A 23,961-nucleotide genomic window follows, 5' to 3' on the forward strand; every position below is an offset into this window, starting at 1 on the left:
GCCGGCGGCCCATTCAGCGGCGCAGGGAGCGCAACAGTTGCCGATCCAACTCGGCGGTGATCACATCCAGGCCCGCTTGGGCCATGCGTTCCGGGCGATCGCCCTTGCGCAGCATCTGAGCCAGCGAAGGGCCGAACAGAGGTTCGATGGGGTAGCGCGGGACTCGGCGCGTCCCGCCACTACCGGCCAGGGGCTCGCGCTCCCACGCCTTCCGAATCCCTTGGCCGCACCGACTGCGCACGAAGCCGTGGGGCTCGTGGCCGGGCCGGTTGCGGAAGATGCGATAGCGCAGACCCGATGTCGTACCGCGCCCGGCGAAGTTGAGCAGGCCGATGCCGCGCACGCGCCCGACGAGCTCGATGCCCTCTCGGGTGGTCCGCACACTCAGCCCATCGCGAATCCGTGTCGCGGACAGCGCGTATTCGGTTTGGATGTCCCTGCGGGCGATGACCGGCCAGCGGCGTCGGAGCGTGCCGAGCGCGCGGCGCTGGGCAATCAGCACTTTCGCGGGCAGGTCGCTGATCCGCTTGGCCGCCTCCAGAGCGCCATCGGCGTCGATGGAAACCCGCATCAGCGCCGATACCGCACGGTCAGGGTCAGTTGCACCGCGACCACCGCCAACCCCTCGGGCCGGTCAAGGAACACGATGTCCTCGACCTGCAACGGCAGCGCTTGCGGCAGCGGAATCCACGCATCGAGCGCATCCTCGATATCCGCGGCGATCGCGTGTGCGAGCGCATGGGAATCGTTAAATCGCGACGGCACGGTTGCCTCGACCATCGCCTCCAACAACCGATATTGTCCCTGCGGCTTTTGGGCATCGCGCTGCACGCCCAATGCCGCCAGCGTCAGTCCCAACGCCTCATGGGCCGCGTACTGAATCGGCTCACGCGTTACAACGGTCCCGATGTCGGTTCGATACCCGCGGTCGGAACGAATCTCCGCCAACCGGCTGGTAATGCGCTCCAGTAGCGTCCACGTCTGCGCTGGCTCAGCCATACAGGACGGCCTCGTTGACCAGACCATCGTCGCGGACCAGCGCCTCGACGGCTTGGGTCCGGCAGTCCAGGGTGACTTCGTCGCCGCGGCGGAACACCCACTCGACGTTACGGGCCACCACATGGCGCGCCCGTCCGATCACTTGCTGGAACTCCCCCAAGCGCTCGACGCCATCGCGCACGACAAGGGGGATCAGCACCGAGGGGTTAGGACGGCGCTGAACCTGCGCGATGACGCCGAGCGTGTCAAAGATTACATCGTCCATTGCCTCGAAAGCGTTCACACCGTGACCTTGACCAGCAGGCCGGGGCGCTGGCAGACCGGGAGCGGGTTGGACTGCGTGTGCAGATCCGTACCGCGGTCGAACTTGCGCGGCGCTTGCTTGGCGTACAGCAACTGGCCCATCGTGTTGACGGTCTCGTTGAAGTCGGCCGGGGCAACGTAGGTGGCGAACGTATCCAGCGTGCCCAGCGGGAACGCATGGCCTTCGTTGGGCGCGATGAAACGCACCGACTCTTCGCCCTCGACTCCCGTGCTGACCGTGGCGCGGTACTCCTCGAACACGACGCCCGCCATGGCGAAACCCGCACGGGTATCGCTACGGAAGAACTCGCCGTTCTGCCAGCGCTCCCACGCCTTCTCCACGCTGGTGTGGTTGGTCAGCGCGGTCATGAACTCCTCGGAGACCAGCACGCGCACGCCGGTCATGCGCTCCCCCAGGAGGCTGTCTTCCAGGAGATGACGCAGTTCGATGCACTTGTCTCGTACGTTGATGCCGGCGTCGGCCAACTCGAACGAGAACACCTTGGGCGCGATATCGAACACCTCGTAGAAGTTCAGCAACTCACTGCCATCGGCATCGAGCACGATGCCCTTGAGCGCGCCCATGCGCAGATGCTCCAGGGTGATCGCGTGCTTGTTACGCATGGTCTGCAGCTTGTCGGCCATGACTTCGGCCAGCGTCACCAGCTCGCTCTCCGAACCGAACGCACGCACGCCGATCACTTCCTCCGGCAAGACGACATCGTCGTGCGGGATGTGCGGAATGCTCAGCGCGCGCAGGTTGCGGCTACCACGCGTGCCCACCGTGCCGGGTGCGCCGACCGGCTTGGTCGGCAGCAGGTTCAGCACGCCATTGCGCATCTCGATCGAGACCTGCCGCGTGCGGACCGGCTTGATCGGGAACAGGTTCAGTTCGCCCAGCCGGCCATAGGTATTCGGCAGCAGGTTGATGGCCGCGGTCAGCGAGCTGACCGAGAAGGCCGGGTTGTTGAAAGGGTTGTTCATCGGCATGGATCAGGCTCCTTGGCGCACGAGCACGCCGAGCGCGCGCAACTGCTGGACCGCAGCGATGCGGTGTTCGGGAGTGGCGGTTCGGGGCCAGACCAGGTAGCGGTCCGAAACGGTGGCGTGGCGCACGACGACGATGCCGTCCGGGCTGGGTTCGGCGTTGGTGGTGATCGGCACGATGACGACGCCGGCCGCTTGTTCGCGGCCATCGGTCGCAGTGGGATCGAAGGCGGCGTACTGGCCGGTCTCGGTGATGCGACCGACGATCTGGCCCAGGACCAGGACTTGATTCGGCGCGACGGTCACTTGATCGCGCGAGTAGAGGTGATCGGCTTCGAGCTTGAGGACATCGCCCAAGTTCGGGCCTTCGAACACCGGGGGGTAGGTGGTCAGGCGCATCAGATGTGGCTCCGAACCGCGGCGGCGCGCGCCTGGACGGCGGCGATCAGCGGGTTATGGGCGGCATCGGCCTCCGGCGCCGGGCCGGAGGGCGACAGGTGGCTGGTGATCTCGAGCGATTGCGCGCGCAGGCCGAGCAGGCGTTGGCGCGCGGTCGCAGCAGTGATGCCTTCGGCCAGGTAGGCCGCGGTCAGCGCGGGCTGGCCTGCCAGCTCGCACAACTCGGCGATTGCCAGGGCGTCGGCCTGCGCTTGCGCGCGCACGGCCGCGGCGTCGACGGCGGGCGCCGTCGATTCGGGGGTGGACATCGAGGGAAACTCCAAGAAAGGGGGACGCGCGGCGGCGTCCAATTCGGTGTGCATCTGCTGCACGGCATCGCCGAGCGTTCCGAGCCGGTCGGCCAAGCCCGCGTCGATCGCGTCCTGGCCGAAGAACAAACCGGCCTCGGTCTGCCGGACGGCGTCGGCGGAGAGCCCGCGGTGGTGGGCGACCGTCAGCACGAACAGTTCGTACAGGCGGTTGACTTCGGTCTGGATCGACGCGCGCGCCTCCGGCGTCAGCGGCTCATGCGGGTTGCCGTCGTTCTTGCGCGCGCCGGCCAGGATCGGCGTGTAGTGGAGCCCCTGGTTCGTGTCGCGCTGGGATTGATCGACGTGGAGCGCGATCACACCGATCGAGCCCAAACCCGCGGTTCGGGTCACGAACACGCGCTCGGCCGCACTGGCCAGCGCATACGCTGCGGAGAACGCCGCGTCGTTCGCGACCGCCCAGATCGGCTTGTGGTCGCGGCCGGCGCGGATGCGATCGGCCAGGTCGAACACGCCCGCGGCTTCGCCGCCCGCGCTATCGACATCCAGCACGATGCCGCGCACGGATTGGTCCGACAGCGCGGCGTCGAGGCGGGCGGCGATGCTCTCGTAGCTGATCAGCCCCGACATCGCATCGAGGCCACCGGTGCGCTGCACCAGCGTGCCGTGGATCGGCAAAACGGCGATGCCCTGCGCGTCGCCAACTCGCGGCGGCGCGGGCTGCGGCGGCCCCATCTGCGGGGGCGGCATCGTCTGCAGCTCGAACTTCGGCGCGAGTACGCTCAGAATCACATCCAGCTTGGCGCGCTGGATCAGCAGAGGCGTGTTGAACACGCGCGCCGCCAAGTAAGGCAGTCCGGTCATGCGGGGATTTCGATCTCAGGCGGCGCCGGCTCGGTCGGCGCGGATTGGAAGGCGCCGTTACGCGAGACGCGGCGAGGATCGGTGTCGAACACCAGGCCGAGCGCGTCAGCGCGCGCGGCGTCGGCCGCGATCTCGCGGTCGATGGTTTCGGCGTCGTAGCCGGAACTGGCGATGGCTTCCGCGCGCGAGATCAGGCCCGCGCGAATCGCCAGGATCATCGCGTTGAACTCTTTCTCCGGGTCGACCCAGCTCCAGCCCTGCGGCACCCACTTGCAGGCGCGGTACTGGCGCTTGCGGCGGCGGTAGCCGGGCAGTTCGACGGCGCCCGCCAGAACGGCGGAGTCCACGAACGCATTCCAGATCGGCCGGCACAGCTGGAACACCAGCACCGAGTGCTGGATCATCTCGCAGCGGCGCCGAAATTCCAGCAGGCCGGCGCGGATGGACGAGTAGTTGACGCCGGTCAGATCTCCGGTCAATTGCTCGTAAGTGATGCCCATCGCCGCGGCGACGGCGCGGAACTGCGAGCGCAGGAACGCCTCGTAGCTCGCGCCGACGTCGGCCGGCTGGGCAAACGCAACGTTCTCGCCCGGCTCCAGGATTTGCAGGCTGCCCGGCTCCAGGCCGAGCGGCGCGTTACCGTGCTCGTCGGGCGGTGCGTCGCCCGGCAGCGGATCGTCGGGACCGTCGCGGGTGATGAAGCCGGCGAACATCGCCGCGGTCTTCTTGCGCACCAGCTCGGCGTCGTCGTACTGGTCCAGTTCGTTGAGCTTGACCAGCGCACGCGCCAGCCAAGGCTCGCCGCGAATCTGGCCGGGACGCAGCGGCCGGAAGACATGCAGGATCTCGGATGCGCGCACGCGCACCGTGTCCAGACCGCCCTGCCGCGTCATCGGCGCCATCGCGCCGTCCTGCGGATGCGACAGGTACAGGTGATAGGCCACCCGACGGCCGAGCCGGTCGAACTCGATGCCGGCGCGGATGACGTTGCCGTTCGGCTCCTCCCGATTCAGATGCAGGGGCAGGTGCTCGGGCTCCAGCACTTGGATTTGCAGCGGAACCGCCAGACCGTCTTCGGGGCGGCGCGGGCGCAATCGCACCAGGCACTCGCCGCCTTCCAGCAGCGCGCGGCAGGCCAGCGCCTGCAAGCCGTAGAGATCGGTCAAGCCGGCGGCGTCGGCTTCGTCCACGAAGTCGCGCCATAGCGCCTGCAACGCTTCGCGCTGGGCGGCGCCGGCAATCAGCGACTGCGGCTTGATGCCGGTGCCGACCGCGTTGGCGACGAAGGCTTCCACCGCGGCGTTGGCCCAGGCGTTGCGCCGGACCAGGTCGCGCGAGCGCACGCGCAGCGCGTCGCCGGTCGCGACCAGCGCGGCGACCGCGCCGGGATTGCTGGGCTGCCAGGCCGTCGAGCGGCGCCCGTGACCGGCCACTTCATGCACGGGCGTGCCGCCGAGCATCGCGGCGCGCAGCCGGCCCCACCAGCCCACGATCAGAAGCCCTTGGCGGTGGTGGTCAGCAGCCGGCGCACGCGACGCGGGTGGCCTTCGGTGCCGGCAAGCGCGGCTTCGACCTCGCGGATTGCGGCCAGCAGCTCATCGACCGATCGGTACTCGACCAAGCGGTCGCCGAAGCTGACGCGGCGTTCGCCGCGCGCGAGCGCGTTGCGCAACGCCTGCAATTGTTCGTGGGTGTATGGAAGATCGCTCATCGCATGAATCGGCTGGAGATGACCCGGCGCCCCGGGCGCGGGCCAGAAACAAAACGGCCGCCCGAAGGGGCGGCCGTGGGGATAGGTAAAGCGGTGGGTGCGGGAGGCGCGGTTGACGCCGGCACGCCCAGCGCCCGCTCCATCTCGCGCCAATGGCGCTCTTCGAATCGATCGACGCCGGCCTGCATCGCCGCGGCGCGCGCCATGACGTAGCAGTCCAGCGCTTCGTTGCGGTCTCGGCGCTTCTCCCACACGCGCTGGGGATAGCCGTGCCGATCCCGCCGGGTAATCAGGTGTTCGGCCGTCAGCTGCTGGAGGAACTCGCCGTCGATCTTGGGCAGGTGGACATAGCCGGCCGGAAAGCTGGGTTGGCCGTCCGGTCCGATCTCGATCGACAAGCGCAGCGCGTTGTACAACTCCAGCTTGGCGATGCCGCCGGCCACGGCGAACAGCTTCAGCCCGCGCCGTAGGCGCTTGCCCGGAATGCTCACGTCGACCGCAGTGGGGATGCCGATCAAGGCGGCGCCGCTACCGACGCCCTTCATCGGCAGCAACCGCGGATCGTGCGCGTCGCGCGCGAAGGCATACGCCTCTTGCGTGGCGTAGCCGGTATCCAAACCAAGACGGGTCAGCGGCAGCAGCGCGCCGGAGTCATGCGTCCACTGCTCGCGCAACACCCCGGCCAACTCGGACCAGACCGCGGCACGCGCGGTGTCGCCCATCAGCACCCGGTGCTCGACCAGCCACGCCTCGCGCTCACGCCCGAAGGCCCAGACGGAGACTTCGATGCGGTCTTTCTGTACGTCGGCTCCGCCGGCCAGCAGAAGACCGCCGGCCGGCACGGTGCCGATCCGGTAGTCCTCGCGCCGCTCCAGCAAACGCTCCCAATCCGGGGCTTCGCCTTCCTCTTCCCAGGTCTCGCCCAGTTCGGTGTTCTTGAACGCCTTGAGCGCGGTCGCCGAACCCTGCGCCGCTTCCCACGCCGCGGCGATGTCGGCCCAGCTGCGCCAACCGACCGGCGAGTACAGCGACGACAGGTGGTAGCCGGCGGTCTTGCCGCGGTTCTGCGATGCCGTCGCGATCCACTGGCCGGCCGCGAGCATCGCCGTCTTGTGGTGCTCGCCGATCGGCTGCTCGCAGGACTCGCAGATGTAGCGTGTCGAGCGCGGGTCGCCCCAGGTCCAGCGCAGCTGCTCGAACCGCAGCCATTGCGCGTGGGCGCAGTGCGGGCACGGCACGAAGAAGCGGCGCTGGTCTGAGGCCAGGTACTCGCGTTCGATGGTTGAAGCGCCGGCAATCGTCGGCGTCGACACCAGCAGAATCTTGCGGCGCGTGAAGGTTCGGGTGCGGGCCTCGGCCAGCGCGACCGCATCGCCCTCGCCTTCCACGTCGCGCGGATAGCCGTCCACTTCGTCCAGGAACAGATAGCGCACCGGCATCGAGCGCAGGCCGACCGCGCTGTTGGCGCCGGTCAGCACCAGTACGCCGCCGCGGAACTCCTTGGCGAGAATCGTGTTGCCCGAATCCCGCGCGCGCGAGGGCGCGATTCGCTCGCGCAGCGAGGGTGATTCCTCGATCAGCGGATCGACGCGCTGCTTCGAATTGCGCTTGGCCATCTCGACCGTGGGCGCCACGGCCATCATCGGCCCTGGCGCACAGGCGATGACGTAGCCGATCCAGTTGTTGCCGCACTCGGTGCCGCCGACCTGCGCGCCCTTCATGAACACGACACGCTCGGTCGCCGAGGCCGGCGACAGGTCGTTCATGATGTCGCGCAGGTACGGCGTTCGCGCAGTGCGCCAGCGCCCCGGCTCAGACGACGAGGTGCTCGACAGCACGCGGTCGCGGTCGGCCCAATCCGAAACGTCCAGGAAGGGATCGGGCGTCAGACCGTCGCGCCACGCGCGCGCGACATCGTCAAAGCCGTCGTACAACGATCACTCCAGGCGGGCGACGAAGTCCCCGAGTTCGGACAGGTGCTGCCGCACCTCGCGCTCCAGCGCGACGTGCATGGCATGCGGGTCGATACCTAACTCGGCGGCGAGCATCGAACTGATGCGCGCGGGCCAGTTCAGCCAGGCATCGCGCTCGGCGCGCGCCAGGGCGAAGACCTGGCCGACCGCCTGCTGGCGATCGATCAGCTCCCCGCGCAGCTGCGCGATACGCAGTTTGTGGTGCTGGGCCTTGAGGACTTCGTTGGCGGTCCGGGCTTGGGCGTAGCTATTGCCCCCGCTTGGGCCACCGGTCGGGCCGGGGCCCGCGTCCTCTATGGTCATAGGTGCAGCGCGCGAGCGCGCCGCAGGGCGCGGCACCGGCGCCTGCGCCGACGTCGTGTTCACCGCCCATTCGGCGTCGGCGCGCGTCGGGTCGATGGTGCCGTCCGCCAGCGCGGTAATCCGGCCGGTAGCGATGGCTTTACGAACGGCGGTGTCCGAGACGCCGCGATGGCGCCCGTAGGCGCGAATGCTGATTCCCACAGGCGGTCACTGGCAAATTCGGGCCTCCGCGACCGCCGGCCATCGGCGCAGATTAAAAGATTGGAAGAGGGAACACCCCAGCGCCCGGAAGGCGCTGGGGTGTGCGCTCTCGCGCGAGTGGGGCTAGTTGCGGGGTTCGTACTCGGCCGCGTCGCGTGCGCGCTGCAGGCTCTTCAACGCCGCGCGCAGGCCCTTCTGGTAGCCGACGTCCTGCACATCCCATACCTCCAGCAATTTGACCCGTTGCAGCAACCGGTCCAGTTCATGCACCGGCAGCGCGCTGTACTCCGGCTCGTCGCCCTCAAGATACCGGCCGATGTGCGTCAGCAGCGCGCGCAGCGTTAGTTCATTAGGGCCGAACTCGTTGGGCATGAGGCGGCGCTTGAACCAGCCGTCGCTGTTCTCGACGGTCAATTCGACCGGCGCCAGTTCGTACCCGCAGCCTTCCACCATCCAGATCACGACGTCCGGGTCGCAGCGCCCAACGTGATGCCCTGCGCTTTGCGAGGCCAACAGGTGAGACAGGCCGTAGCAGCCGTAGAGGGACAGGCTCGCGTCCGTCTTGAACACCGGCACATCCGACATCAGCAACCGCTCGATGCGGTCACCCAAAGCGCGTAGCTCCGCGTACGCCTTCACTTCCAGTTTGTCCATGTCGCTCTCCTTATCGAAGCCGCGTTGTTGCGGCAGCGACATGAACGCTTCACTCGACGGGCCTCGCAAGCACTTCGTTCGCTGCGCCGCACCGTGGACAGCGCTGAGACAGCTTCGCCGGCTGCTGGAAGAACGAACACCCCAGCCCCCTCCAGGGGGCTGGGGACTTCACTCTCCCTCAGCGGTATACGTACTCGCGCAGAATCGTCTCCCAGTCTGGCTCGCGCGGCAGGTCGACGTTGGCCTGATCGCAGAGCATCTTGGTGATGGCCCAAGCGCTGCGCACCACCTCGCAAACCGCTGCCCGGTCCTCATCCGCAGGGGCCGCATCCTCCTCCTGCCGCAGCAGGTCGTGCAGGTAAACCTCGGCCCAAGCAATGGGCTCCCTGGCTTGTGAAAATTCACGGCCCGGTACTCGGTGCATGTCCTTCTCCTGTGCGCCACGTCGTTGCGGCATGGACATGAACGCTTCCTTGTCGGCCTTCATCAAGCGAAACAGCGGCAGTGCGATAGCGCAGACACGAAGTAGACAGGAAACGGAAGAGGGAACACCCCAGCGCCGTTCCGGCGCTGGGGTCTGTCCTCTCCCGGCTTAACGTCGGGGCAAGCTGTCGATCACACTTCGCATCAAAACCCGCGCATCCTGGTGCTCATCCAGATCCACGCCCGCGTGCTCGCAGAGCAGCGTCAGGATGTCGAGGCATTGTTCCGCCAGAGCCTCGGCCGCGCGCGCCTCGTCGTGGCTGAGGACGAAAACTTCGTCCTCGTCCCCGGCGACCATCTCTTCGATGGTGTTTCGGCAGTCGATCAGGTCGATTAGCGTGTTGTGGAATTTGCAGTAAGACATATTGCTCATGTCGATCTTCCGGTAGTCGCCGCGTCGTTGCGGCAACGACATGAACGCTTCCTTCCGCGTTGAATCCAAGCAGAACAAGCAGCGCTTGCGTTCGCAGACAGGGTTCTGACAGCTTCGGCCTACGCCGCGCCTACTCCGGCAGTTGCCCGAGCGCTTGCTCCAACCCGCTGACCGCGAAGTTGATGCCGTTCTGGTACTCGCTATCGCGTGGCCGCAGCACGGACAGCCTTTCAACCACGGAAAGCGCTTGCGCGACCCACTGGCGCGGCGTCAACTCCCGGCGACACTGCAAGTAGTCTTCAATTTGCTGCGCTGCGGTCGCTAGCGTCGCGGCGACTGTCTCGTTCCTCCGCTTCGGCTTGCGCTTGCGGCGGTTGTAGTCGCCACGCACCCGTCGATGCCAGCTGTCCAGCTCCGCACTCGCCGCCGCAACACGCGCGCGCAGTTCGACGCCGTCGATTCGGCGCGCGCGGTCAATCCGCGTCCAAGGCGCCAGAAATCGGGTCAAGGCGGCACATCCGTCCACGGGGCACGTGCCGTATTCCCAGACCGGTTCCAGATCCGTGGGCGCGACCAGCAGCCACCGTATCGTCCCCGGCAGCGCGCCAAGGGTACGTAGATCGTGTTCGACGTCCATCGCGGTTTTCCCTCCGTTGCCGCCCAGCGCGGCGAACGCATGAACGCGTCATCCATCGCCGAAGCCAAGCGCCGTCGCGATTCCAGGCGGTGTTCGGACAGGCAACGGACAGCTTTCAACGCACACGCGGGGCGTTTTCATTGCGCCGACGACGAAGCTGTCCGACACCTGTCCGTGAACGAGAACGAGCGTTCTTCGACGCGAAAACCGCTTGGCTTCCTCGGCGAACGAAGCGTTCATGCGTCCACACCAACGCGGCCACGGAGGCCACCACGATGAAGCAGAACGACGTGTTCAAAGAATGCCTGACCCAACTCCCCGCACCGGTACTCGCGGACTTCGGCCCTCTGACCGGCGGCGTCCTCAGCACGCTGGCGCAACAGGAACTGCAGCGCCGGGCCGCGCTCGCCCTGCAGAACATCCCCGTGGATTGCGTGGTCGACCTGTTGCTGGGCCGCGCGTATCCGAGCAAGACCGTCGCCGATGTCCTCGCCGAGTGACGCGGACCTCTGGTTCCTGAAGGCAACGGCGGCGACGGTCCTCGTCGCCGCCGCCAACGGAACCCTCGACCTCAATCGACTGGCGCGCGACGAACTGATCCGTCGCGGGCTTGACCCCGAAGGCGAATGGGTCGGCCCCAGTCGCGCGCGGGAACTGCACAACCCCAACCCCTAACTAGGAGAATACCCATGAGCAACGTCGAACTCAGCATCAACCAGCGCGCTGTTTTGGAACTGGCCGTGGCCACCGAAGGCCGCATCGAACGCTACCCCACCGGCCTGCTGGGCGGCGCCCGCACCAGCGTCGTGCGCGGTCTGCTGCGCAACGAGCTGGTCGAGCCGCACGACGCCGGCTACCGCCTGACGGCAGACGGCTACGCGGCCGTCGGCGTCGAAGCGCCGGCCGACGACGAACAGGGCGACGAGGGCGCCAGCGGCCACGACGCGCCCAGCGAACCCGCGGGCGATACGAACACCGGCCAGAACGATGGCGCCGCCGCCGCGCCGGCCGACAGCGTGTCGGCGGCGACCACGCCGCCGGTGAAGCCCAAGCGCACGGCGCGCGGCGACACCAAGATCGCCAAGGTCGTCGGCCTGCTGACGCGGCCGCAGGGCGCCACCCTCGCGCAGATCATGGCCGCGACCGACTGGCAGCAGCACTCGGTGCGTGGTTTCCTCGCCGGCACGGTCAAGAAGAAGGGCTATATCGTCACCAACAGTAAGGAAGGCGACGGCGAGCGCGTATATCGAATCGTGACCGAAGGCACCGCTACGCACGGCGACGAGGAGGAGTGAAGCACGCAGCGAGCCGGGCGAACGCCCGGCTCGCTGTCTCGTAGCTGTCCAACAATGCGCCGCATCGAAGAACGCTGCGCGTTGCGCTTGATCTTATTTCGAGTTGAAGCGTTCATGGCCTCCCAACCACGGAGACCCACGATGAACAACGCCACCCCGCACGCCGGTCCGGACGAACTGCTCGCAACGCTCGACGCGCGCCTCCTCGATGCCGTCGAGGACACGTTGTCGAACGACGAAGGCTCGACGGACGCCGAGATGGCGCGGTACCTGATCGATCTTGGGCTGAGCGAGGCGCAGGCCAAGCGCGCGATCTGCTACCGCGCGCTGTACACCCTCAACCTGTGGGTACACGAATTCACACCGATTCGTTCCAGCATCGCACTGCGCTACAACGGCACAACCGGCCAGTTCGAAAGCACCTAAGCCGGAGGCCGCCGCGCGCTGCGCGGCGGGCCTGCCTGTCCGACCGCTGAGCGGTGTTGCGAGCACCGCACGCAAACCCTTGGCTTCTGCCCGGGAGGAAGCGTTCATGGGTTCCCCGAAGCAGGAGACCTACCATGAGCACTACGCTACTACCGCCCTACCAGCTCCGCATTCGATTTAGTCGAAAGCCAGCGAACTATCGCGCCATGATGCGGGAACTCAGCGGCTACTACGTGGAGCCAGAGTTGGTCTGGGTCATTGAGCGCAAGACCCTGACCCAGTCCGAGTATCGCGCCTTCGAGCGCGACTTCGCCAAGCCGCAGTCTTGGATCTGGGAACTCAATAGCCGACCCGGCCACTGCATCATGGTCGTCGCGCCTCGGATGCCGACGTTGTATGTCCGGGCCGAAGGGACCGACCATGCCTGCTACGTCGGGCTGCCGGCGGACGAAGAGTAAGCCTCGCCCTGGCGCCGCGCGCTGCGCGGCGTCAGGGGCGCAACGCCCTCAAGATTTCGGCGGCGACCTGCGGGACGATCGCATTGCCGGCGGCGCGCAGGCGAGGAATTCGGGCGGGTATCCCATGAGCCAGAAGACGAATTCCGGATTCAGGAACCCGCCGGCCGGCGAGGGTTCGACCTGTCGCCCAAGCTGGCCATTGTGCGGAGCGCTGCCATAGCTCCAGCCATCCTTGTGATCCCGCGCCGTCGGCGTCGCCCACAACGCGGGCGGCGCCAGACCCAGACGGTCGCAGTACAGGGCGGTCTGTACCGCCGATACCATCGGGTGCCGCTTCAACGCTAACGCGTTCTCCTGCTTGGAACTCTCGTGCGCCTGCGCCGGCAGCGGCGCGATCGCCCCGCTTCCGAAGGACTGTCTGGGACCGCCCTTCTCCCCGTCGCTCGCACGCGGCGTGCTCCAGACCGCCTTCACCACCCCCGGCAACCCGTTGCGCCGCTCGGCCGCAAAGTCGCCGCGTTTCTCCGGATCGTTCGCGGTCGCGGTCGGCCAGACCGCCTTCGCCGCTACCTGCAGGCTCGTGATCGTTTGGCGCGGCCCGCCCGGCATCCGGCGCTTCATCGCCAAGTGCGCCTCGGGGAATTTGTTGTCGTCGTTCGCGACTGCGGTCGGCCAGACGCTGCCCGACGATCCAGACTCGGTCTCGTCGGTGCGGTGCGTTGACGGCGCAAGCTGGAACAACAATCGCCCGGCTGGCGTAGCCTTCGCCTTCCAAGTCAGCGAGAACTCCGTCGAGGCCCAGCGGGATGAGGCCAGCAACGTTCTCGCCCAGGAATAGAGCGGGTCGCGCTTGTGCAATAAGGCGATGCAGCTCCGGCCAGAGGTGACGGTCGTCGGCCTGTGCACGCTGATTGCCAGCGACGCTGAACGGCTGGCAGGGGAACCCTCCGGTCCACAGCGGCGCCTCGTCCGGCCAGGCCGCGAGTCGGGCGGCGTAGGCGAACCCACCGATCCCGGCGAAGAAGTGGCACTGGGCATAGCCGCGGACATCGTCTGCGGAAACAGATCGGATGTCGCGGTCATCGACGTCGCCGGCCGGGATAATGCCCGCCGTCATCAAGTTCTTCAGCCACTGGCACAGGTACGGATCGATCTCGTTGTAATAGACCGCCATTAGGCAGCGTCCTCGGCCTCCGAGTCCGCCGCGATGAACGCGACGCCATCGGATGCACGGACGGCCTGCCTACCGGTGTAATCCTGCCAGCGCCGGACGATGACATCGACGTACTTCGGGTCCAATTCGATGAGGCGCGCGCGGCGGCCGGTCTTTTCGCAGGCGATCATGGTCGTGCCCGAGCCGCCGAACGGATCGAGTACCAGGTCGCGGCTCTTGCTGCTGTTGGTGATCGCTCGTTCGACCAGCACCACCGGCTTCATCGTCGGATGCAGATCGTTATTGTTGGCGCGGTCGATGAACCAGACATCGCCTTGGTCGCGCGCCCCGCACCAGTACCGGGCGGTGCCTTCACGCCAGCCGTAAAGGATGGGTTCGTACTGCCGCTGGTAGTCGGCGCGGCCCAGTGTGAATTTGTTCTTAGCCCAGATGATGAAGGTCGACCATCTACCGCCGGCAGCGCGAAATGCCGCCTGCAACCTGTCCAGCTCCGAGCACGCCATGGCGATGTAGATCGCGCCCTTCGTCACGCGTAGCATCTCGGTGCAGGTCGCTTGCAAGAAGGCGCCGAAGTCGTCGCCCAGGTTGTCGTTGAGGATCGGACGGTGTTTGCCGCGTAGCTTGTCCTTCGGATTGTTGGCGTAGTCCACGTTGTAGGGCGGATCGGTAAAGGTCATGTCGATCAGCTCATCGCCCAGCAGCGCGGCGTAGTCCTCGACCGACGTCGCATCGCCGCAGATCACTCGGTGGTTGCCGCAGATCCATACGTCGCCTCGTCTGGAGACCGGCTCGGGCTCCGGCTCAGGCGCTGCGTCCTCGTCGGTCAGGCCCGCGTCTTCGCCGATGCCCAGCAGCTCATCGATCTCCTCATCCGAGAAGCCGATCAGGTCCAGGTCGAATTCGGCGTCGCGCAGCTCAGCCAATTCCAAGGCCAGCAGTTCATCGTCCCAGCCAGCGTTCTCGGCCAGGCGGTTGTCGGCCAAGATGTAGGCGCGCTTTTGCGCGCTGGTGAGGTGGGCCAGCTCGATCACCGGCACGGTGTTCAGACCCAACTGGCGCGCAGCGAGCAACCGGCCGTGGCCGGCGATCACGCCGTTGGCTCCATCGACCAGGATCGGATTTGTCCAGCCAAATTCCGCGATGCTTGCCGCGATCTGCGCGACCTGCACCTCGGAATGCGTGCGCGCATTTCGCGCATAAGGGATGAGCGCGCCGATGGCGCGCTGTTCGATCTGAAGGGTCAAGGGCAATACCGATGCGAACCCGAGTTTGCAGCGGCTGCAAACCCGGAAGGAAGATTTGACACTAGCGGGGTTTTGCGGCTACGCCCCCCGCTTCACGAAATGCTCAGGTAGGACCCACGATTTCCGGCCAAGGCGCGCGACGTGCGGCGTGCTGTGGGCGGCGGTCCGTCCAGCCGGGGTTTCACCGTTGCGTGATTCCGGGCCGCACACGCCGCCTGTCGCGCGCGCTGTGTGCGTCTAGGGAATATTCACAGTGCCGCTGGCAACGTAAATATGTGATCCATGGCGAGTGGCGTGGTCGCGCCTGCTCCGGCCGGCCCCGTCCCGAGGGAGGAAGCTATGACTCGGCAGTTGATTGCGCTTAAGCGTTTTGGGCACACCGCCTTCAATGAGTTTCCTTTGGGCGAACTCGCCGAGGCAGTCATCGATAGCGTAGTGGGGGTCATTGGCCCGCGCATGGAACGCATAGAAGGGGAAACGGTACTCGTTTCCTTTTTCTGGGTAGGCAAAAGCCCACCCGTCATAGAAAACGCTTCGCTTAACCGCTTCGGCCTCTGTCGTGCCGACTCGGACGTTCTGGCATGTGCGATCGCGTCCGACGACGCACCTCGCAGTGCCGTTTCCGAATCACAGATGCGGACTGAGTGACCATGCACCGCAGCGGAGATGCTTGAAAGAGAGCGGGCCAGCCCGGAGTGGAGGAGGCGGCGGAGGCACTCCGGACTGGCCCTAGCGATCGCGCCGCGTTCATGGCACAGCGCGCTCAGCATGGGGATCAGACTAGGGCAAAAGCCGAGGGTTTGGGACACCAGCAAAATTCGCATCCGACCTCATCGCTACCCATCCGCCCCCAACGATCAAATCTCGGTGTGCATTTCCCTCTGATCGACCTGGGCAAAGCGCGGGAGCGGGCCGTTGAGATGCACCGCGACCAGCGTCAGCGCATGTTGCCAGCGTCGCCAGGCTGTCTTGCGGATCAGACCCGTGCGCTCGCAGACCTCGCGCCACGGCACGTACTGCGCCCGCAACCAGACCAACCGCCGTTGCTCCTCGTCCAGCCACCGTAGCCAGCGCACCGTCTCGCCGAAGCGATCGATGGCGCCAGGCGACGCCGTGAACCGCAGGACGATGCGCTCGTCGGCGTAGCCTTCCCACGACTGCCGATGGATGTCCGGCCAGAACGCGGCATAGCCCTGCACCCTGGCTGGCGGAAGCCGCCGCGCTGTCACGGCGGCTTCGTGGAAGCGATCTGTGATGCTCTGCAATGTCCAGATCGTGGCCATTACTTTCCTTCCTGGGCGATTACCCAATGCAGCAAGGCGAGCGCGTCGGCCTCGTTGTCATCGACGGGCGCGTGCCCGCGCTGCCGCATTGCCTGGATCATGGCGGCCTTATCCGCATTCCCTTTCCCCGTCGCGAATCGCTTGATCGTGGCGACCGGCACACCCCGGTAAGGCACGCTGTGCTGCTCGCACCACGCGGTGAGCTGCGCCAGGAAGCCGCCGTAGGCATGAGCGGCGTCGACGCCCCGGTGCCGTCGCACTTCTTCGAAATACACGTACATCGGGGAAGGAAAGCAGTCCGGTGTATGCAGCCACTGAGCGAATCGAAGGAACCGCATTCCTCCGCCCTCGAATCGTCCCGGTTTGAAACTCATCGTCCCGCTCGTCGTCAGCCCCAGGAAACGGATTGCCCATCCCGTGGTTGTTCCCAGATCGAGGGCCATGATCGTAGGCGTACCGGACCGGGGATAGCCCTGGGTGGCGGATTCGGCAGGTTTGCCGGTTAATCCGTTGAGACGCGCGCGCACACGCATATAAGGAGTAACCGGCACTTCTGCCGAATCCGCCACCCGCTCGGGTAAGTCGTTGATTTCAGTCATGGCGGGCACCTCCGTAGTGGTTGAACGATTTCGGTTTGAGGCTGAGGCCTAGCAGGTACCGAGCCCCTTTCGTGCCCTTGTGCTTCTTGAACTGGCGAGTGGCGAGCAGGTCGGAGAAGCGTTTGACGGACCCTACGAACTCGCCGTTGGCCTCCGCCCACTCGCGCCAGTCGGTGAACAGGTCGGCAACCATGGCGCGGGCTTCGATGTGCAGATAGCAACGTTCTTCGATCCAGTGGCCGAGCGCGTCTTCGCCCTCGAAGTACTCGTCGGTGGCGTCGATGACGCATTGCGGTGGGCGCAGGCCGGCACGCTGCCATTCCAAGCAACCGCGCACCGCCCACGCCATGATTCCGTCGCGTTCGGCGAGTAATTTCTCGGTGAGGCGTCCGTCGCGCCGCTCGAGCGGGATGGTGATCGTGAACGGCACCAGGTGCAGACGCCGTTTCATCGCCTCGTCCACGTTCCGGATCGCCGGCTTGTGGTTGCCGGCAATGACCAGCTTGAACTGCGGGATGTACTCGAAGAAGTCTTGGCGCATGAAGCGGGCGCTGATCTTGTCACCGCCGGTGATGGCCTTGAGCTTCGACTCGTTCCAGCGCCGGCCCTGTTCGGTTTCGCTGGCGGCGACAAAGCGCGCGCCGCGCAAGCCGGCCAGTTCGGTGGGGTGCCGGTCGTGCCGCGCCTCCATGAAGGTGTCCATCGGAGCGTTCGTAGCGTAATCACCCAGAATCGTCGCCAAGGTGTTCACGAACACGGACTTGCCGTTAGCGCCGGTGCCGTACAGGAAGAACAGCGCATGCTCGCGGGTGACGCCGGTCAGGCAGTAGCCGACAACACGTTGAAGGTACGCCTCCAAGGCGCCGTCGCCGCCCGTCACATCGATCAGGAAGTTGCGCCACGTCCGGCAGTCGCCCTTCGGGCTGGCGGTGGTCAGCTTGGTCATGTGTTCGCCGCGGGCATGCCGACGCAGCGCGCCGGTGCGCAAGTCGACAATGCCGTTCGGCGTGTTCAACGCCCACAGGTCGCGATCCCAATCCTCGGCGAACGAGGCGTTGCGCGGATCGCTGCGGGCAAGGCGTTCGACGCCGCCGACCGTCGAAGCCGAAGCCAGCTTCGAGCGCTGCGAGGGCTTGTCCGCAAAGGCTTGTGCGGCACGGCAGACGCCGCGCACCAGGTGCTGGACCACCAGAGTCCGGTCCGGATTCCAGCGCGTGCCGGTCCAGCTCAACCACTGCCCCCACGCAGCGCAGTAGCGCCAATCGTCCGCGTAGTGGCGGGTGAAAGCCAAGCCGAGGCCGTCGTCGCTGCTCCAGTCCAAGCCTGCGAAGTCAATCGACGGCGGTGCATCGTCGTTGCCCGGCGACAAGAACGTGCGCTCGCCCGCGCGCAGGAAGCCGTCGATGTCGAAGCCGTCCCCGGCGGCATCGGCCGCATCCCAACCCTGCGGTCGATCGTCAGGCAGGTGCAGAACCGCAACGGAATCGGCGCCGGCCCTGAACGCCGCCTGCGCAGCCTGCATCGCGTACTCCCAACCCGGCTTGTCCTTGTCCGGCCAGACCAGCAAGTGCTTAGCCGACAGCGGCGACCAGTCGGTCTTCTCGATTGGCGCGTTGGCGCCGTTCATCGACGTGGTCGCGCAAACGCCGCGCTCGATCAACGCATTCGCGGATTTTTCGCCTTCGACCAGGACGACCTCAGTCGATGCGGCGATGCCCGGCAGGTTATACAGCGGCCGCGGCGTCGGCGCTTGGTGCTTGCGACGCTTGGCATCCCAAGGGCGATATTGTTTTCCTTCGGGCGGATCGTAGCGGTAGACGCAGGCGATCAGCTCGCCGTCCGCGTCCAGGTAGTCCCAGCGCGCGGTGTGCGGGCCCAGATCGTCCATCGCCGGCTCGGTTTGCCGCCGCTTGCCGGACTCCCCGGCCACGGGCACCGGCACATGGCCGGCCAGCTCCGCGGCCATCGCCAGGACGATGGCGAAGTCGTCGCGCGCGTCCAATCCAGCGTGCGCAGCGATCAGGTCGAAGATGTCGCCACCATCGCCCGTCGCATGGTCGTTCCACAGCCCGGCTTTGTCGCCATCCAGCGCTACTTCCAGGCTGTCGCCCGGCGCACCGTGGATGTCGCCGATGGTGAACTTGCCGCGCTTGGCTTTCCCCTTCGGAAACAGTGCTTGCAGCACGCCGTCGAGACGGTAAAGCAATTGCCGACGCACTTCTTTGCGTGCAGGCCGCGCCGCCTTCGGCTCGAGATCAGGCTCGGCATCGTTGAAATCGGTCCAGCTAGTCAATGGGGCAGCCTCCAGCAACGGTCCTGCCATGGGCAGGACCGACAGGTTTGATGGGTGGGGGTGGTACTGATACGCGGCAGTGGTTCCCCGGCGTCGCAGGCGCGCAAGATTTCGACGGCGCGATCGGACGCGCGCTGCGCCAAGCCGCGGTCGAATACGACGCGCTCGGCGTAGATCGTCATGTCGTCGGCGCAAACGGCCGTGAATAGCGCGGGGTGTTCGTGCAGGCCGAGATAGGCCTGATACAGCGCGATCTGGGTGGCGTAGACCGGCCGGCTCGCAGCCAGTCGCTTCTTCTGCAGCTCGCGGAACGTCTTGACGCCGACCGCCTTGTTTTCCCAGAGCATTGGATAGCGGAAGCTGGCGGGGCCGCCGACGATCACACCGTCGGCGTGGCCGCGCACGCGCCCGTCAGCTGCCGCGAATCCGAACTGCTCGCCGTGGTCGTTGCGCGTGCGCAGGTCGAACCCGGCCAGACGCAGCCAATCGGCCATCCAGTCTTCGACGCGATGGCCGCGCGCGAACACGCGCAGCAAGCGGCCCGGAAACTGACGACCGAAGTCCTTGGGCGCGTCGAAGAATTGGAACTGAAGCCGGCGGCTGCACTCCTCCCCCAGGCTGGATGCGCCCAGATAGGCACGAGCCGGATGGATAGCGGCGTCGCGCTCCATTGCGGCATCGATCAACCCGGCGAGATGCTCGGAGACGTCATGCGAGTTGAAATCGAGCATGGCGCGGCAGGAGCCTAGAAGGGGATCGGATCATCAAACGGCGCGTCGGGCGTTCCCCGCGGTTCTGAGCGCTGGCGTAAGGCGGCTTCATAGGCGGTAGTGATCGCCTCGACCACGCGGGTGGCCTGCGCCTGCGTGTACTGCGCCAATGGCACGTCGAATCCGACGCGGTCCGCTTCGGCGGCCAGCGCGCGCAGGCACGCGCGCTGCGCGTCGTGGGAGAGTGGGTGGGTCACGGGCAAAAGCTCCTCCACCGACGCCGGATCGTTCCGGTATCGGGTCATATAGAGTTGGTGGAAGGCGTTCTGGCATGTCGCCGAGCAGAACGCCCATCGGTAGGGCGCGCGGCGTGGGTCAGCGACGCGGCGGCGCAGATCCAGATGACCGAGGCCGCGCGCCGGCCGGCCACAGCCCCAGCACGACGTCATCGCCGCGCACTAGCTCGCCCAAGCAGGGCGACTCGTCGGCGTAGGTGCTGTCGGCGACGACGCCTGCGCGACGTGGGCCGACGCGGTCCCGGCGGGCGCCGGCTGCACCGAGCCCATCACCTCGCGGTACTGCGGGTGTTCCGGCATGACCGGCACCTTGATAACCGCCTTGTCTTCGCCGTAGCTATCCTTCTCCCAATCCACCTTGCCGGCGAACACGAGGCCATCGAGATCGCCGAAACTCTCGATACATCGCCCCTGCTGCGCTGCGGCGCTCATGTCGTCCGGGTGGAGCGCGTGCGCGGAGTTGAGGACGCCCTTGATGAAGCTGCGGCCCATCTGACCCCAGGTCGGACCTTTCGGGCTGTGCAGGCCGATCAGCGTCCACAGCTTGCGGCGGGCGTACTTGCCCTCTAGCACGACGAACTCGGCGTTGAGATAGACCGCACCGGTGTCGCCGCGCGAGGCCCAGCCGTGCAGCCAGCCGTTGGCGACGTCGGAATAGCCGCCGGGCTTGATGGTCATGCGCACCTTAACCAGCGTGCCCTTCGGAATGAGGGAGAACGCCGGGCTCTCGGCGTCGTTGAAATTGTTCCAAGCGGAGGACATGGTTGACCTTCTTCTATTGGGTGGACGGCGGGTTCGGTGCTGCGGCCTCGGGCGCGCCGAGCTTGACCATCAACTGGCCCAGGTTCGGCGGCTCCACGACGTCGAGACGACCGGATCGGTCTTTGGCGGGGTAGCCCCAGGGGTTGGCGGTGTGGCAGACGAAGGCGCGGTACGCGGCGCCCTCGGTGGCGGGAACTTCAGCCAGCGTGATCACCTCGTCCACGATGCCGGGCAGCTCCAGGCCGGTCTTCGAACCGTCGATCTGCAACTCATAGACGCGCCGGTTGAAGTCGTCCGTGCGCTCATCGAGGATGCCGACGAACCAAATGTGTTTTGCGCGCGCATGCTGGATGTGGGTCAGCCAACCCACCATCTCTTGCCCGAGCAGCCCGTAGGCACCGCGCGCGTCCGGCTTCCCAGTACGCTCCGAAAATCCCTGCGGCTGGCCTTTGCACCATTGCAAGCACAGTCGCCCGGCGACGGTGATCGAGTCGATGAAGAGCGTCCGGTACTTCGCCAGAGTCACCGGATCGCCGTATCGACGGCATGCCTGGGCGTGATGCCCTTCGCTGAAAGGCTGGTCGTCGCGAAGCGCAGGATTGGGGCCGCCCAGCAAAACTGCGATGTCGCGGCACTCCTCCCACGTCCGCGGCCGCAGGCTGTCCCCAGGCCAAGTCTTGACGGCCAGGTCGCCGGCCTCGATGTCGACAAAGAGCGTCGATCCCGCATCGAGCGTCCACAATTGGGACGTCTTGCCCAGGCCCCAACGCCCGACCAGGACGCCCTTGACGCCCCGCGGCTCGGCCAGCCGCTGGTCCGCCGTGATGATCGGCAACATGCTCTACCTATCTCCAGAATTTGAGACTTTCGTCAATTTTTCAGTCTTGGGCCGGTGCCAAGCGGTACACCGGTTTGCCCGGCTTGAGCGTGCGGGCGGAGTCGAAGGAAGCGCGCATTGACGCCGGCCACGCGCTGTACTTGGCCTCGCTGACCCGGTAGCTGATCTCCACGAACTCGCCGGGGTTTTCCCCGGCTGCCCGGATGCGCTCCACGATCGCGGCGAGCCGCGCTTGATCCCACTCGACTCGCTTGGGCAGTTCGACGCTGATCCGGTGGTCACCGTCGACCAAGTGGACCGTGCCGGTGTCCTTGCCCGCGGCCCGCCGCGCATCCGCCGCCAACTGCCGGTATCGATGATCCAGGGCCTGGTCGATTGCATCCGCGTCGGCGCGGGCGCTCGCGACCGCGGCGTCCGCAGACCGTTTCAGCTGGTACAGAACCTCGACGTCCAGTTTCGCCAGGTCCGACGCCGACCGGCTTTGGTACGGCAACGCCGTCATGCCGGAACCTCGGCGCGCTCGACGGTCGAGCTCCGGAGCGACGCAGCTTCGTACTGCTCGATGTCGTCGCGTCGATAGCGAACGTGCTGCCCAACCTTCATGTAGCGAGGGCCGATGCCTTCGCATCGCCACCGCTCCAACGTCTTCTCGGGAATGTCCCAGTGCTTCGACAACTCGGCGGTCGAAAGATGTCCCGTACCCATGCCGCTGCTCCTTGTGATCGGCTTGTCATGCCGTGCAACAAGCGTCCACCAAGCGTGGCTAGCGACGTAAGAGGGCAACGAGCTAGCGATACATGAGCAATGCGCGAGCAACCGCAACCCGCTTGTTCGGATAGCAATCTTGCTAGAAGTTGGCGTGCGCGAGGCTAGCAATCGCGGCCGATTGCTCACAAAATCGGACGAAAAACGGCCCGAATCAGAACGCAAGATGAATCAAACCGGCATTCGCGCGAACAAAGGGTTGACCGACGCGCATGTGCGGTTGCGTGCGCGTTCGACCGCAGGCTAGGCTTGATTCAGCAACACGATCAAACAACAAGAAAGTGGCTTGCCCCCAAAGGCCCTCTATGCGCAACGGATTGTTTCAAGTCGCCAGTCTGGCGACGTTTCTCGGTGACCGAGACCTCTCTCTGCATCACCACGCACTCGCAGCCCTCGTGGCGCGACGTCTATGCGATCGCTCGCGGTCGCGTACTGCACAACAGCTGATACCCATTTAAAGCGGAAGACTTTCCGCCTCTTCGATATCAAAGCAGCTTCCGCTTTTTCGGGCGTTGTCAGCCCGACGGGCAGCTTTTGCCCGCTCATTTGGTAGGGACGTAACGTGCTTGACCGATTCATTAGCTGGTTCGAAATCGAACCGGCCAGTGCCCTGCTGCCCTACGACGGCTGGGCCATGAGCAAATTCGTAGACCTCGGTGCGCTCACGCCTCCGCGGCGAACGCGACAGGTGCTTTGCCATGCCTGTGGCGATCAGCACCCGCGTCAGTTGCCTTTGTGGGCAGATCCCGAGGTGACCTGCGGCACGTGCGGCAGCAAGCAAGTGGAGCTGATCTCCGACCACATGTCCGTGCAGATCCGCCTTCCCTGGCTTCCGTCCACGTTCGCCCGGCTCCTCAGTGGGCCCACGGCCGTACCCATGGAACTGATCCCGGAGCGGCTATGGCGACTGACAACCACGACGACAAGTGCTGGACGCGCACCCGTCTACCTGCTGCGTTCGGGCTGGCACATCGATCAGCTTGGGATCAAAGCGGTCCTCGGGCAGGAGGAGAGCGCGCGCCAGATTCTCATCACCTCGAGCTTGCTGTTGAACGATCAGATCTCCACCAGCCACCGCATTGTGATTCCCATGGATGAAGCGATCAGGATCGAGACCGAAGGCATCCAGCTCAATCACCGTCGCCTCGGGACCGTGGTGACCGCGCCGCTTCCGCTGTGGTTCACCTTGGAGCCGCCGTACAACCGCTTGATCCTGGGCGGCGAGACTTTGGTACTTCGGCGTAAGCAGAAACGCTTCATGCGGTTGCTTAAGGAGAAGCATGCGATCGGCTTCCCTTCGTTCGACTGGCGAGAGCTTGCCGAAGAGTGCAAGTACTCGCGGCAGATCACCAGCCTGAGCCAGATTTTCTCCGACGAAGTCCGCAGATTTATCGACAGCGGCCACGGCCACGTTTGGATCAGGAAAGAAGCTGTTCCGCGCGTAATCGACGCACCACCCAACAATGTCGAACTCCAAGATGACCAATCCCAAATCGACTGAACTCGCGCGCCTTCGCATGGTTGCGCAGTTGATCGCACGCGGCGTCCTTCGCCTTCGCGGAATTCACGCGAAATCCACGCCCGTGGACCTTGATAACGCGCGGGAACCGAGGGTCTATGTGC

General features: G+C 66.0%; 33 protein-coding genes. 7 read left to right on the plus strand and 26 right to left on the minus strand.

What is annotated here, in order from left to right; genetic code table 11:
• Positions 1-13: 13 nt before the first annotated feature.
• From JHW41_RS23490 to JHW41_RS23560, 15 genes are all read right to left on the minus strand, one after another.
• Entirely contained in the window at positions 14-571 is a 558-nt protein-coding gene (locus tag JHW41_RS23490; RefSeq protein ID WP_250447916.1) for a hypothetical protein, read from the minus strand.
• Positions 571-999 carry a hypothetical protein gene (locus tag JHW41_RS23495; protein WP_250447918.1) on the minus strand — a complete coding sequence of 143 codons (429 nt, stop codon included), beginning with the start codon at positions 997-999 and terminating at the stop codon, positions 571-573. The genes JHW41_RS23490 and JHW41_RS23495 overlap by 1 nt, the downstream gene beginning before the upstream one ends.
• On the minus strand, positions 992-1,282 hold the full coding sequence (locus JHW41_RS23500; protein WP_250447919.1) for a hypothetical protein: 291 nt from the start codon (positions 1,280-1,282) through the stop codon (positions 992-994). The genes JHW41_RS23495 and JHW41_RS23500 overlap by 8 nt, the downstream gene beginning before the upstream one ends.
• Positions 1,279-2,286: a major capsid protein gene (locus tag JHW41_RS23505; RefSeq protein WP_250447921.1), complete on the minus strand. Its 1,008-nt coding sequence runs from the start codon at positions 2,284-2,286 to the stop codon at positions 1,279-1,281. Before JHW41_RS23505 ends, JHW41_RS23500 begins: the two co-directional genes overlap by 4 nt.
• 9 nt (positions 2,287-2,295) lie before the next feature.
• Positions 2,296-2,688: a head decoration protein gene (locus JHW41_RS23510; protein WP_250447923.1), complete on the minus strand. Its 393-nt coding sequence runs from the start codon at positions 2,686-2,688 to the stop codon at positions 2,296-2,298.
• Complete coding sequence (locus JHW41_RS23515; RefSeq protein ID WP_250447925.1) at positions 2,688-3,860, minus strand: S49 family peptidase; 1,173 nt, start codon at positions 3,858-3,860, stop codon at positions 2,688-2,690. Before JHW41_RS23515 ends, JHW41_RS23510 begins: the two co-directional genes overlap by 1 nt.
• On the minus strand, positions 3,857-5,350 hold the full coding sequence (locus tag JHW41_RS23520) for a phage portal protein (RefSeq protein WP_250447928.1): 1,494 nt from the start codon (positions 5,348-5,350) through the stop codon (positions 3,857-3,859). Before JHW41_RS23520 ends, JHW41_RS23515 begins: the two co-directional genes overlap by 4 nt.
• 2 nt (positions 5,351-5,352) lie before the next feature.
• A complete protein-coding gene (locus JHW41_RS23525; RefSeq protein ID WP_250447930.1) occupies positions 5,353-5,571 on the minus strand; it encodes a phage head-tail joining protein in 219 nt (72 codons plus the stop codon).
• The gene (locus JHW41_RS23530; protein WP_250447932.1) at positions 5,568-7,505 is read right to left on the minus strand and encodes a phage terminase large subunit family protein; all 1,938 of its coding nucleotides are present in this window, start codon (positions 7,503-7,505) and stop codon (positions 5,568-5,570) included. The genes JHW41_RS23525 and JHW41_RS23530 overlap by 4 nt, the downstream gene beginning before the upstream one ends.
• A 3-nt stretch (positions 7,506-7,508) precedes the next feature.
• On the minus strand, positions 7,509-8,048 hold the full coding sequence (locus JHW41_RS23535; protein WP_250447934.1) for an elements of external origin: 540 nt from the start codon (positions 8,046-8,048) through the stop codon (positions 7,509-7,511).
• 123 nt (positions 8,049-8,171) lie between these two features.
• Positions 8,172-8,744 (minus strand): hypothetical protein, encoded by a 573-nt coding sequence (locus tag JHW41_RS23540; protein WP_250447936.1) that lies wholly within the window; start codon positions 8,742-8,744, stop codon positions 8,172-8,174.
• Positions 8,745-8,880: 136 nt separating this feature from the next.
• Positions 8,881-9,189, minus strand: coding sequence for a hypothetical protein (locus JHW41_RS23545; RefSeq protein ID WP_250447938.1), 309 nt, complete (start codon positions 9,187-9,189; stop codon positions 8,881-8,883).
• A gap of 105 nt (positions 9,190-9,294) precedes the next feature.
• Positions 9,295-9,600 (minus strand): hypothetical protein, encoded by a 306-nt coding sequence (locus JHW41_RS23550; RefSeq protein ID WP_250447940.1) that lies wholly within the window; start codon positions 9,598-9,600, stop codon positions 9,295-9,297.
• A gap of 88 nt (positions 9,601-9,688) precedes the next feature.
• Positions 9,689-10,195: a hypothetical protein gene (locus JHW41_RS23555; protein WP_250447942.1), complete on the minus strand. Its 507-nt coding sequence runs from the start codon at positions 10,193-10,195 to the stop codon at positions 9,689-9,691.
• Between the two features lie 48 nt (positions 10,196-10,243).
• The gene (locus JHW41_RS23560) at positions 10,244-10,435 is read right to left on the minus strand and encodes a hypothetical protein (protein WP_250447944.1); all 192 of its coding nucleotides are present in this window, start codon (positions 10,433-10,435) and stop codon (positions 10,244-10,246) included.
• Positions 10,436-10,470: 35 nt separating this feature from the next.
• On the opposite strand from JHW41_RS23560, the gene JHW41_RS23565 reads away from it, so the two are divergent.
• From JHW41_RS23565 to JHW41_RS23585, 5 genes are all read left to right on the plus strand, one after another.
• Positions 10,471-10,695 (plus strand): hypothetical protein, encoded by a 225-nt coding sequence (locus JHW41_RS23565; protein WP_250447946.1) that lies wholly within the window; start codon positions 10,471-10,473, stop codon positions 10,693-10,695.
• On the plus strand, positions 10,679-10,870 hold the full coding sequence (locus JHW41_RS23570) for a hypothetical protein (protein WP_250447948.1): 192 nt from the start codon (positions 10,679-10,681) through the stop codon (positions 10,868-10,870). Before JHW41_RS23565 ends, JHW41_RS23570 begins: the two co-directional genes overlap by 17 nt.
• Positions 10,871-10,884: 14 nt before the next feature.
• Complete coding sequence (locus tag JHW41_RS23575; RefSeq protein ID WP_250447949.1) at positions 10,885-11,490, plus strand: DUF3489 domain-containing protein; 606 nt, start codon at positions 10,885-10,887, stop codon at positions 11,488-11,490.
• A 141-nt stretch (positions 11,491-11,631) separates the two neighbouring features.
• A complete protein-coding gene (locus JHW41_RS23580) occupies positions 11,632-11,916 on the plus strand; it encodes a hypothetical protein (protein WP_250447951.1) in 285 nt (94 codons plus the stop codon).
• A 134-nt stretch (positions 11,917-12,050) separates the two neighbouring features.
• A complete protein-coding gene (locus JHW41_RS23585; protein WP_250447953.1) occupies positions 12,051-12,374 on the plus strand; it encodes a hypothetical protein in 324 nt (107 codons plus the stop codon).
• A 31-nt stretch (positions 12,375-12,405) separates the two neighbouring features.
• On the opposite strand, the gene JHW41_RS23590 is transcribed toward JHW41_RS23585, so the two are convergent.
• Positions 12,406-13,548 (minus strand): DNA cytosine methyltransferase, encoded by a 1,143-nt coding sequence (locus tag JHW41_RS23590; protein WP_428995422.1) that lies wholly within the window; start codon positions 13,546-13,548, stop codon positions 12,406-12,408.
• Entirely contained in the window at positions 13,548-14,792 is a 1,245-nt protein-coding gene (locus tag JHW41_RS23595) for a site-specific DNA-methyltransferase (RefSeq protein WP_250447957.1), read from the minus strand. The genes JHW41_RS23590 and JHW41_RS23595 overlap by 1 nt, the downstream gene beginning before the upstream one ends.
• Positions 14,793-15,131: 339 nt before the next feature.
• Here JHW41_RS23595 and JHW41_RS23600 point away from each other — a divergent pair, with 339 nt between their 5' ends.
• Positions 15,132-15,440, plus strand: coding sequence for a hypothetical protein (locus JHW41_RS23600; protein ID WP_250447959.1), 309 nt, complete (start codon positions 15,132-15,134; stop codon positions 15,438-15,440).
• Between the two features lie 209 nt (positions 15,441-15,649).
• Here the strand turns inward: JHW41_RS23600 and JHW41_RS23605 are convergent, their stop codons facing one another.
• From JHW41_RS23605 to JHW41_RS23645, 9 genes are all read right to left on the minus strand, one after another.
• Positions 15,650-16,075: a DUF6362 family protein gene (locus JHW41_RS23605; protein ID WP_250447961.1), complete on the minus strand. Its 426-nt coding sequence runs from the start codon at positions 16,073-16,075 to the stop codon at positions 15,650-15,652.
• Positions 16,075-16,674 carry a crossover junction endodeoxyribonuclease RuvC gene (locus JHW41_RS23610; protein WP_250447963.1) on the minus strand — a complete coding sequence of 200 codons (600 nt, stop codon included), beginning with the start codon at positions 16,672-16,674 and terminating at the stop codon, positions 16,075-16,077. The genes JHW41_RS23605 and JHW41_RS23610 overlap by 1 nt, the downstream gene beginning before the upstream one ends.
• A complete protein-coding gene (locus JHW41_RS23615) occupies positions 16,667-18,967 on the minus strand; it encodes a phage/plasmid primase, P4 family (RefSeq protein ID WP_250447965.1) in 2,301 nt (766 codons plus the stop codon). Before JHW41_RS23615 ends, JHW41_RS23610 begins: the two co-directional genes overlap by 8 nt.
• Positions 18,964-19,698, minus strand: coding sequence for a hypothetical protein (locus JHW41_RS23620; protein ID WP_250447967.1), 735 nt, complete (start codon positions 19,696-19,698; stop codon positions 18,964-18,966). The genes JHW41_RS23615 and JHW41_RS23620 overlap by 4 nt, the downstream gene beginning before the upstream one ends.
• Positions 19,699-19,712: 14 nt before the next feature.
• The gene (locus JHW41_RS23625; RefSeq protein WP_250447969.1) at positions 19,713-19,934 is read right to left on the minus strand and encodes a DUF6511 domain-containing protein; all 222 of its coding nucleotides are present in this window, start codon (positions 19,932-19,934) and stop codon (positions 19,713-19,715) included.
• Between the two features lie 201 nt (positions 19,935-20,135).
• Positions 20,136-20,735, minus strand: a complete 600-nt coding sequence (locus tag JHW41_RS23630) for a hypothetical protein (protein WP_250447971.1) — start codon at positions 20,733-20,735, stop codon at positions 20,136-20,138.
• 13 nt (positions 20,736-20,748) lie between these two features.
• Complete coding sequence (locus JHW41_RS23635; RefSeq protein ID WP_250447973.1) at positions 20,749-21,573, minus strand: ATP-binding protein; 825 nt, start codon at positions 21,571-21,573, stop codon at positions 20,749-20,751.
• Positions 21,574-21,613: 40 nt separating this feature from the next.
• A complete protein-coding gene (locus tag JHW41_RS23640; protein WP_250447975.1) occupies positions 21,614-22,075 on the minus strand; it encodes a hypothetical protein in 462 nt (153 codons plus the stop codon).
• Positions 22,072-22,278 carry a helix-turn-helix domain-containing protein gene (locus JHW41_RS23645; RefSeq protein ID WP_250447977.1) on the minus strand — a complete coding sequence of 69 codons (207 nt, stop codon included), beginning with the start codon at positions 22,276-22,278 and terminating at the stop codon, positions 22,072-22,074. Before JHW41_RS23645 ends, JHW41_RS23640 begins: the two co-directional genes overlap by 4 nt.
• Positions 22,279-22,900: 622 nt before the next feature.
• Between JHW41_RS23645 and JHW41_RS23650 the strand changes: the two genes are divergently transcribed.
• Positions 22,901-23,839, plus strand: coding sequence for a hypothetical protein (locus JHW41_RS23650; RefSeq protein ID WP_250447980.1), 939 nt, complete (start codon positions 22,901-22,903; stop codon positions 23,837-23,839).
• The last annotated feature ends 122 nt before the right edge of the window (positions 23,840-23,961 follow it).

The organism is Lysobacter enzymogenes (genome assembly GCF_023617245.1).
GTDB classification, from domain to species: domain Bacteria; phylum Pseudomonadota; class Gammaproteobacteria; order Xanthomonadales; family Xanthomonadaceae; genus Lysobacter; species Lysobacter yananisis.

Coding starts and splice junctions, on each gene's coding strand:
- JHW41_RS23490 (WP_250447916.1), bottom strand. CDS start 571: ATGCGGGTTTCCATCGACGCCGATGGCGCTCTGGAGGCGGCCAAGCGG.
- JHW41_RS23495 (WP_250447918.1), bottom strand. CDS start 999: ATGGCTGAGCCAGCGCAGACGTGGACGCTACTGGAGCGCATTACCAGC.
- JHW41_RS23505 (WP_250447921.1), bottom strand. CDS start 2,286: ATGAACAACCCTTTCAACAACCCGGCCTTCTCGGTCAGCTCGCTGACC.
- JHW41_RS23510 (WP_250447923.1), bottom strand. CDS start 2,688: ATGCGCCTGACCACCTACCCCCCGGTGTTCGAAGGCCCGAACTTGGGC.
- JHW41_RS23515 (WP_250447925.1), bottom strand. CDS start 3,860: ATGACCGGACTGCCTTACTTGGCGGCGCGCGTGTTCAACACGCCTCTG.
- JHW41_RS23525 (WP_250447930.1), bottom strand. CDS start 5,571: ATGAGCGATCTTCCATACACCCACGAACAATTGCAGGCGTTGCGCAAC.
- JHW41_RS23540 (WP_250447936.1), bottom strand. CDS start 8,744: ATGTCGCTGCCGCAACAACGCGGCTTCGATAAGGAGAGCGACATGGAC.
- JHW41_RS23545 (WP_250447938.1), bottom strand. CDS start 9,189: ATGAAGGCCGACAAGGAAGCGTTCATGTCCATGCCGCAACGACGTGGC.
- JHW41_RS23550 (WP_250447940.1), bottom strand. CDS start 9,600: ATGTCGTTGCCGCAACGACGCGGCGACTACCGGAAGATCGACATGAGC.
- JHW41_RS23555 (WP_250447942.1), bottom strand. CDS start 10,195: ATGGACGTCGAACACGATCTACGTACCCTTGGCGCGCTGCCGGGGACG.
- JHW41_RS23560 (WP_250447944.1), bottom strand. CDS start 10,435: ATGAACGCTTCGTTCGCCGAGGAAGCCAAGCGGTTTTCGCGTCGAAGA.
- JHW41_RS23565 (WP_250447946.1), top strand. CDS start 10,471: ATGAAGCAGAACGACGTGTTCAAAGAATGCCTGACCCAACTCCCCGCA.
- JHW41_RS23570 (WP_250447948.1), top strand. CDS start 10,679: ATGTCCTCGCCGAGTGACGCGGACCTCTGGTTCCTGAAGGCAACGGCG.
- JHW41_RS23575 (WP_250447949.1), top strand. CDS start 10,885: ATGAGCAACGTCGAACTCAGCATCAACCAGCGCGCTGTTTTGGAACTG.
- JHW41_RS23580 (WP_250447951.1), top strand. CDS start 11,632: ATGAACAACGCCACCCCGCACGCCGGTCCGGACGAACTGCTCGCAACG.
- JHW41_RS23585 (WP_250447953.1), top strand. CDS start 12,051: ATGAGCACTACGCTACTACCGCCCTACCAGCTCCGCATTCGATTTAGT.
- JHW41_RS23590 (WP_428995422.1), bottom strand. CDS start 13,548: ATGGCGGTCTATTACAACGAGATCGATCCGTACCTGTGCCAGTGGCTG.
- JHW41_RS23600 (WP_250447959.1), top strand. CDS start 15,132: ATGACTCGGCAGTTGATTGCGCTTAAGCGTTTTGGGCACACCGCCTTC.
- JHW41_RS23605 (WP_250447961.1), bottom strand. CDS start 16,075: ATGGCCACGATCTGGACATTGCAGAGCATCACAGATCGCTTCCACGAA.
- JHW41_RS23610 (WP_250447963.1), bottom strand. CDS start 16,674: ATGACTGAAATCAACGACTTACCCGAGCGGGTGGCGGATTCGGCAGAA.
- JHW41_RS23620 (WP_250447967.1), bottom strand. CDS start 19,698: ATGCTCGATTTCAACTCGCATGACGTCTCCGAGCATCTCGCCGGGTTG.
- JHW41_RS23630 (WP_250447971.1), bottom strand. CDS start 20,735: ATGTCCTCCGCTTGGAACAATTTCAACGACGCCGAGAGCCCGGCGTTC.
- JHW41_RS23635 (WP_250447973.1), bottom strand. CDS start 21,573: ATGTTGCCGATCATCACGGCGGACCAGCGGCTGGCCGAGCCGCGGGGC.
- JHW41_RS23640 (WP_250447975.1), bottom strand. CDS start 22,075: ATGACGGCGTTGCCGTACCAAAGCCGGTCGGCGTCGGACCTGGCGAAA.
- JHW41_RS23645 (WP_250447977.1), bottom strand. CDS start 22,278: ATGGGTACGGGACATCTTTCGACCGCCGAGTTGTCGAAGCACTGGGAC.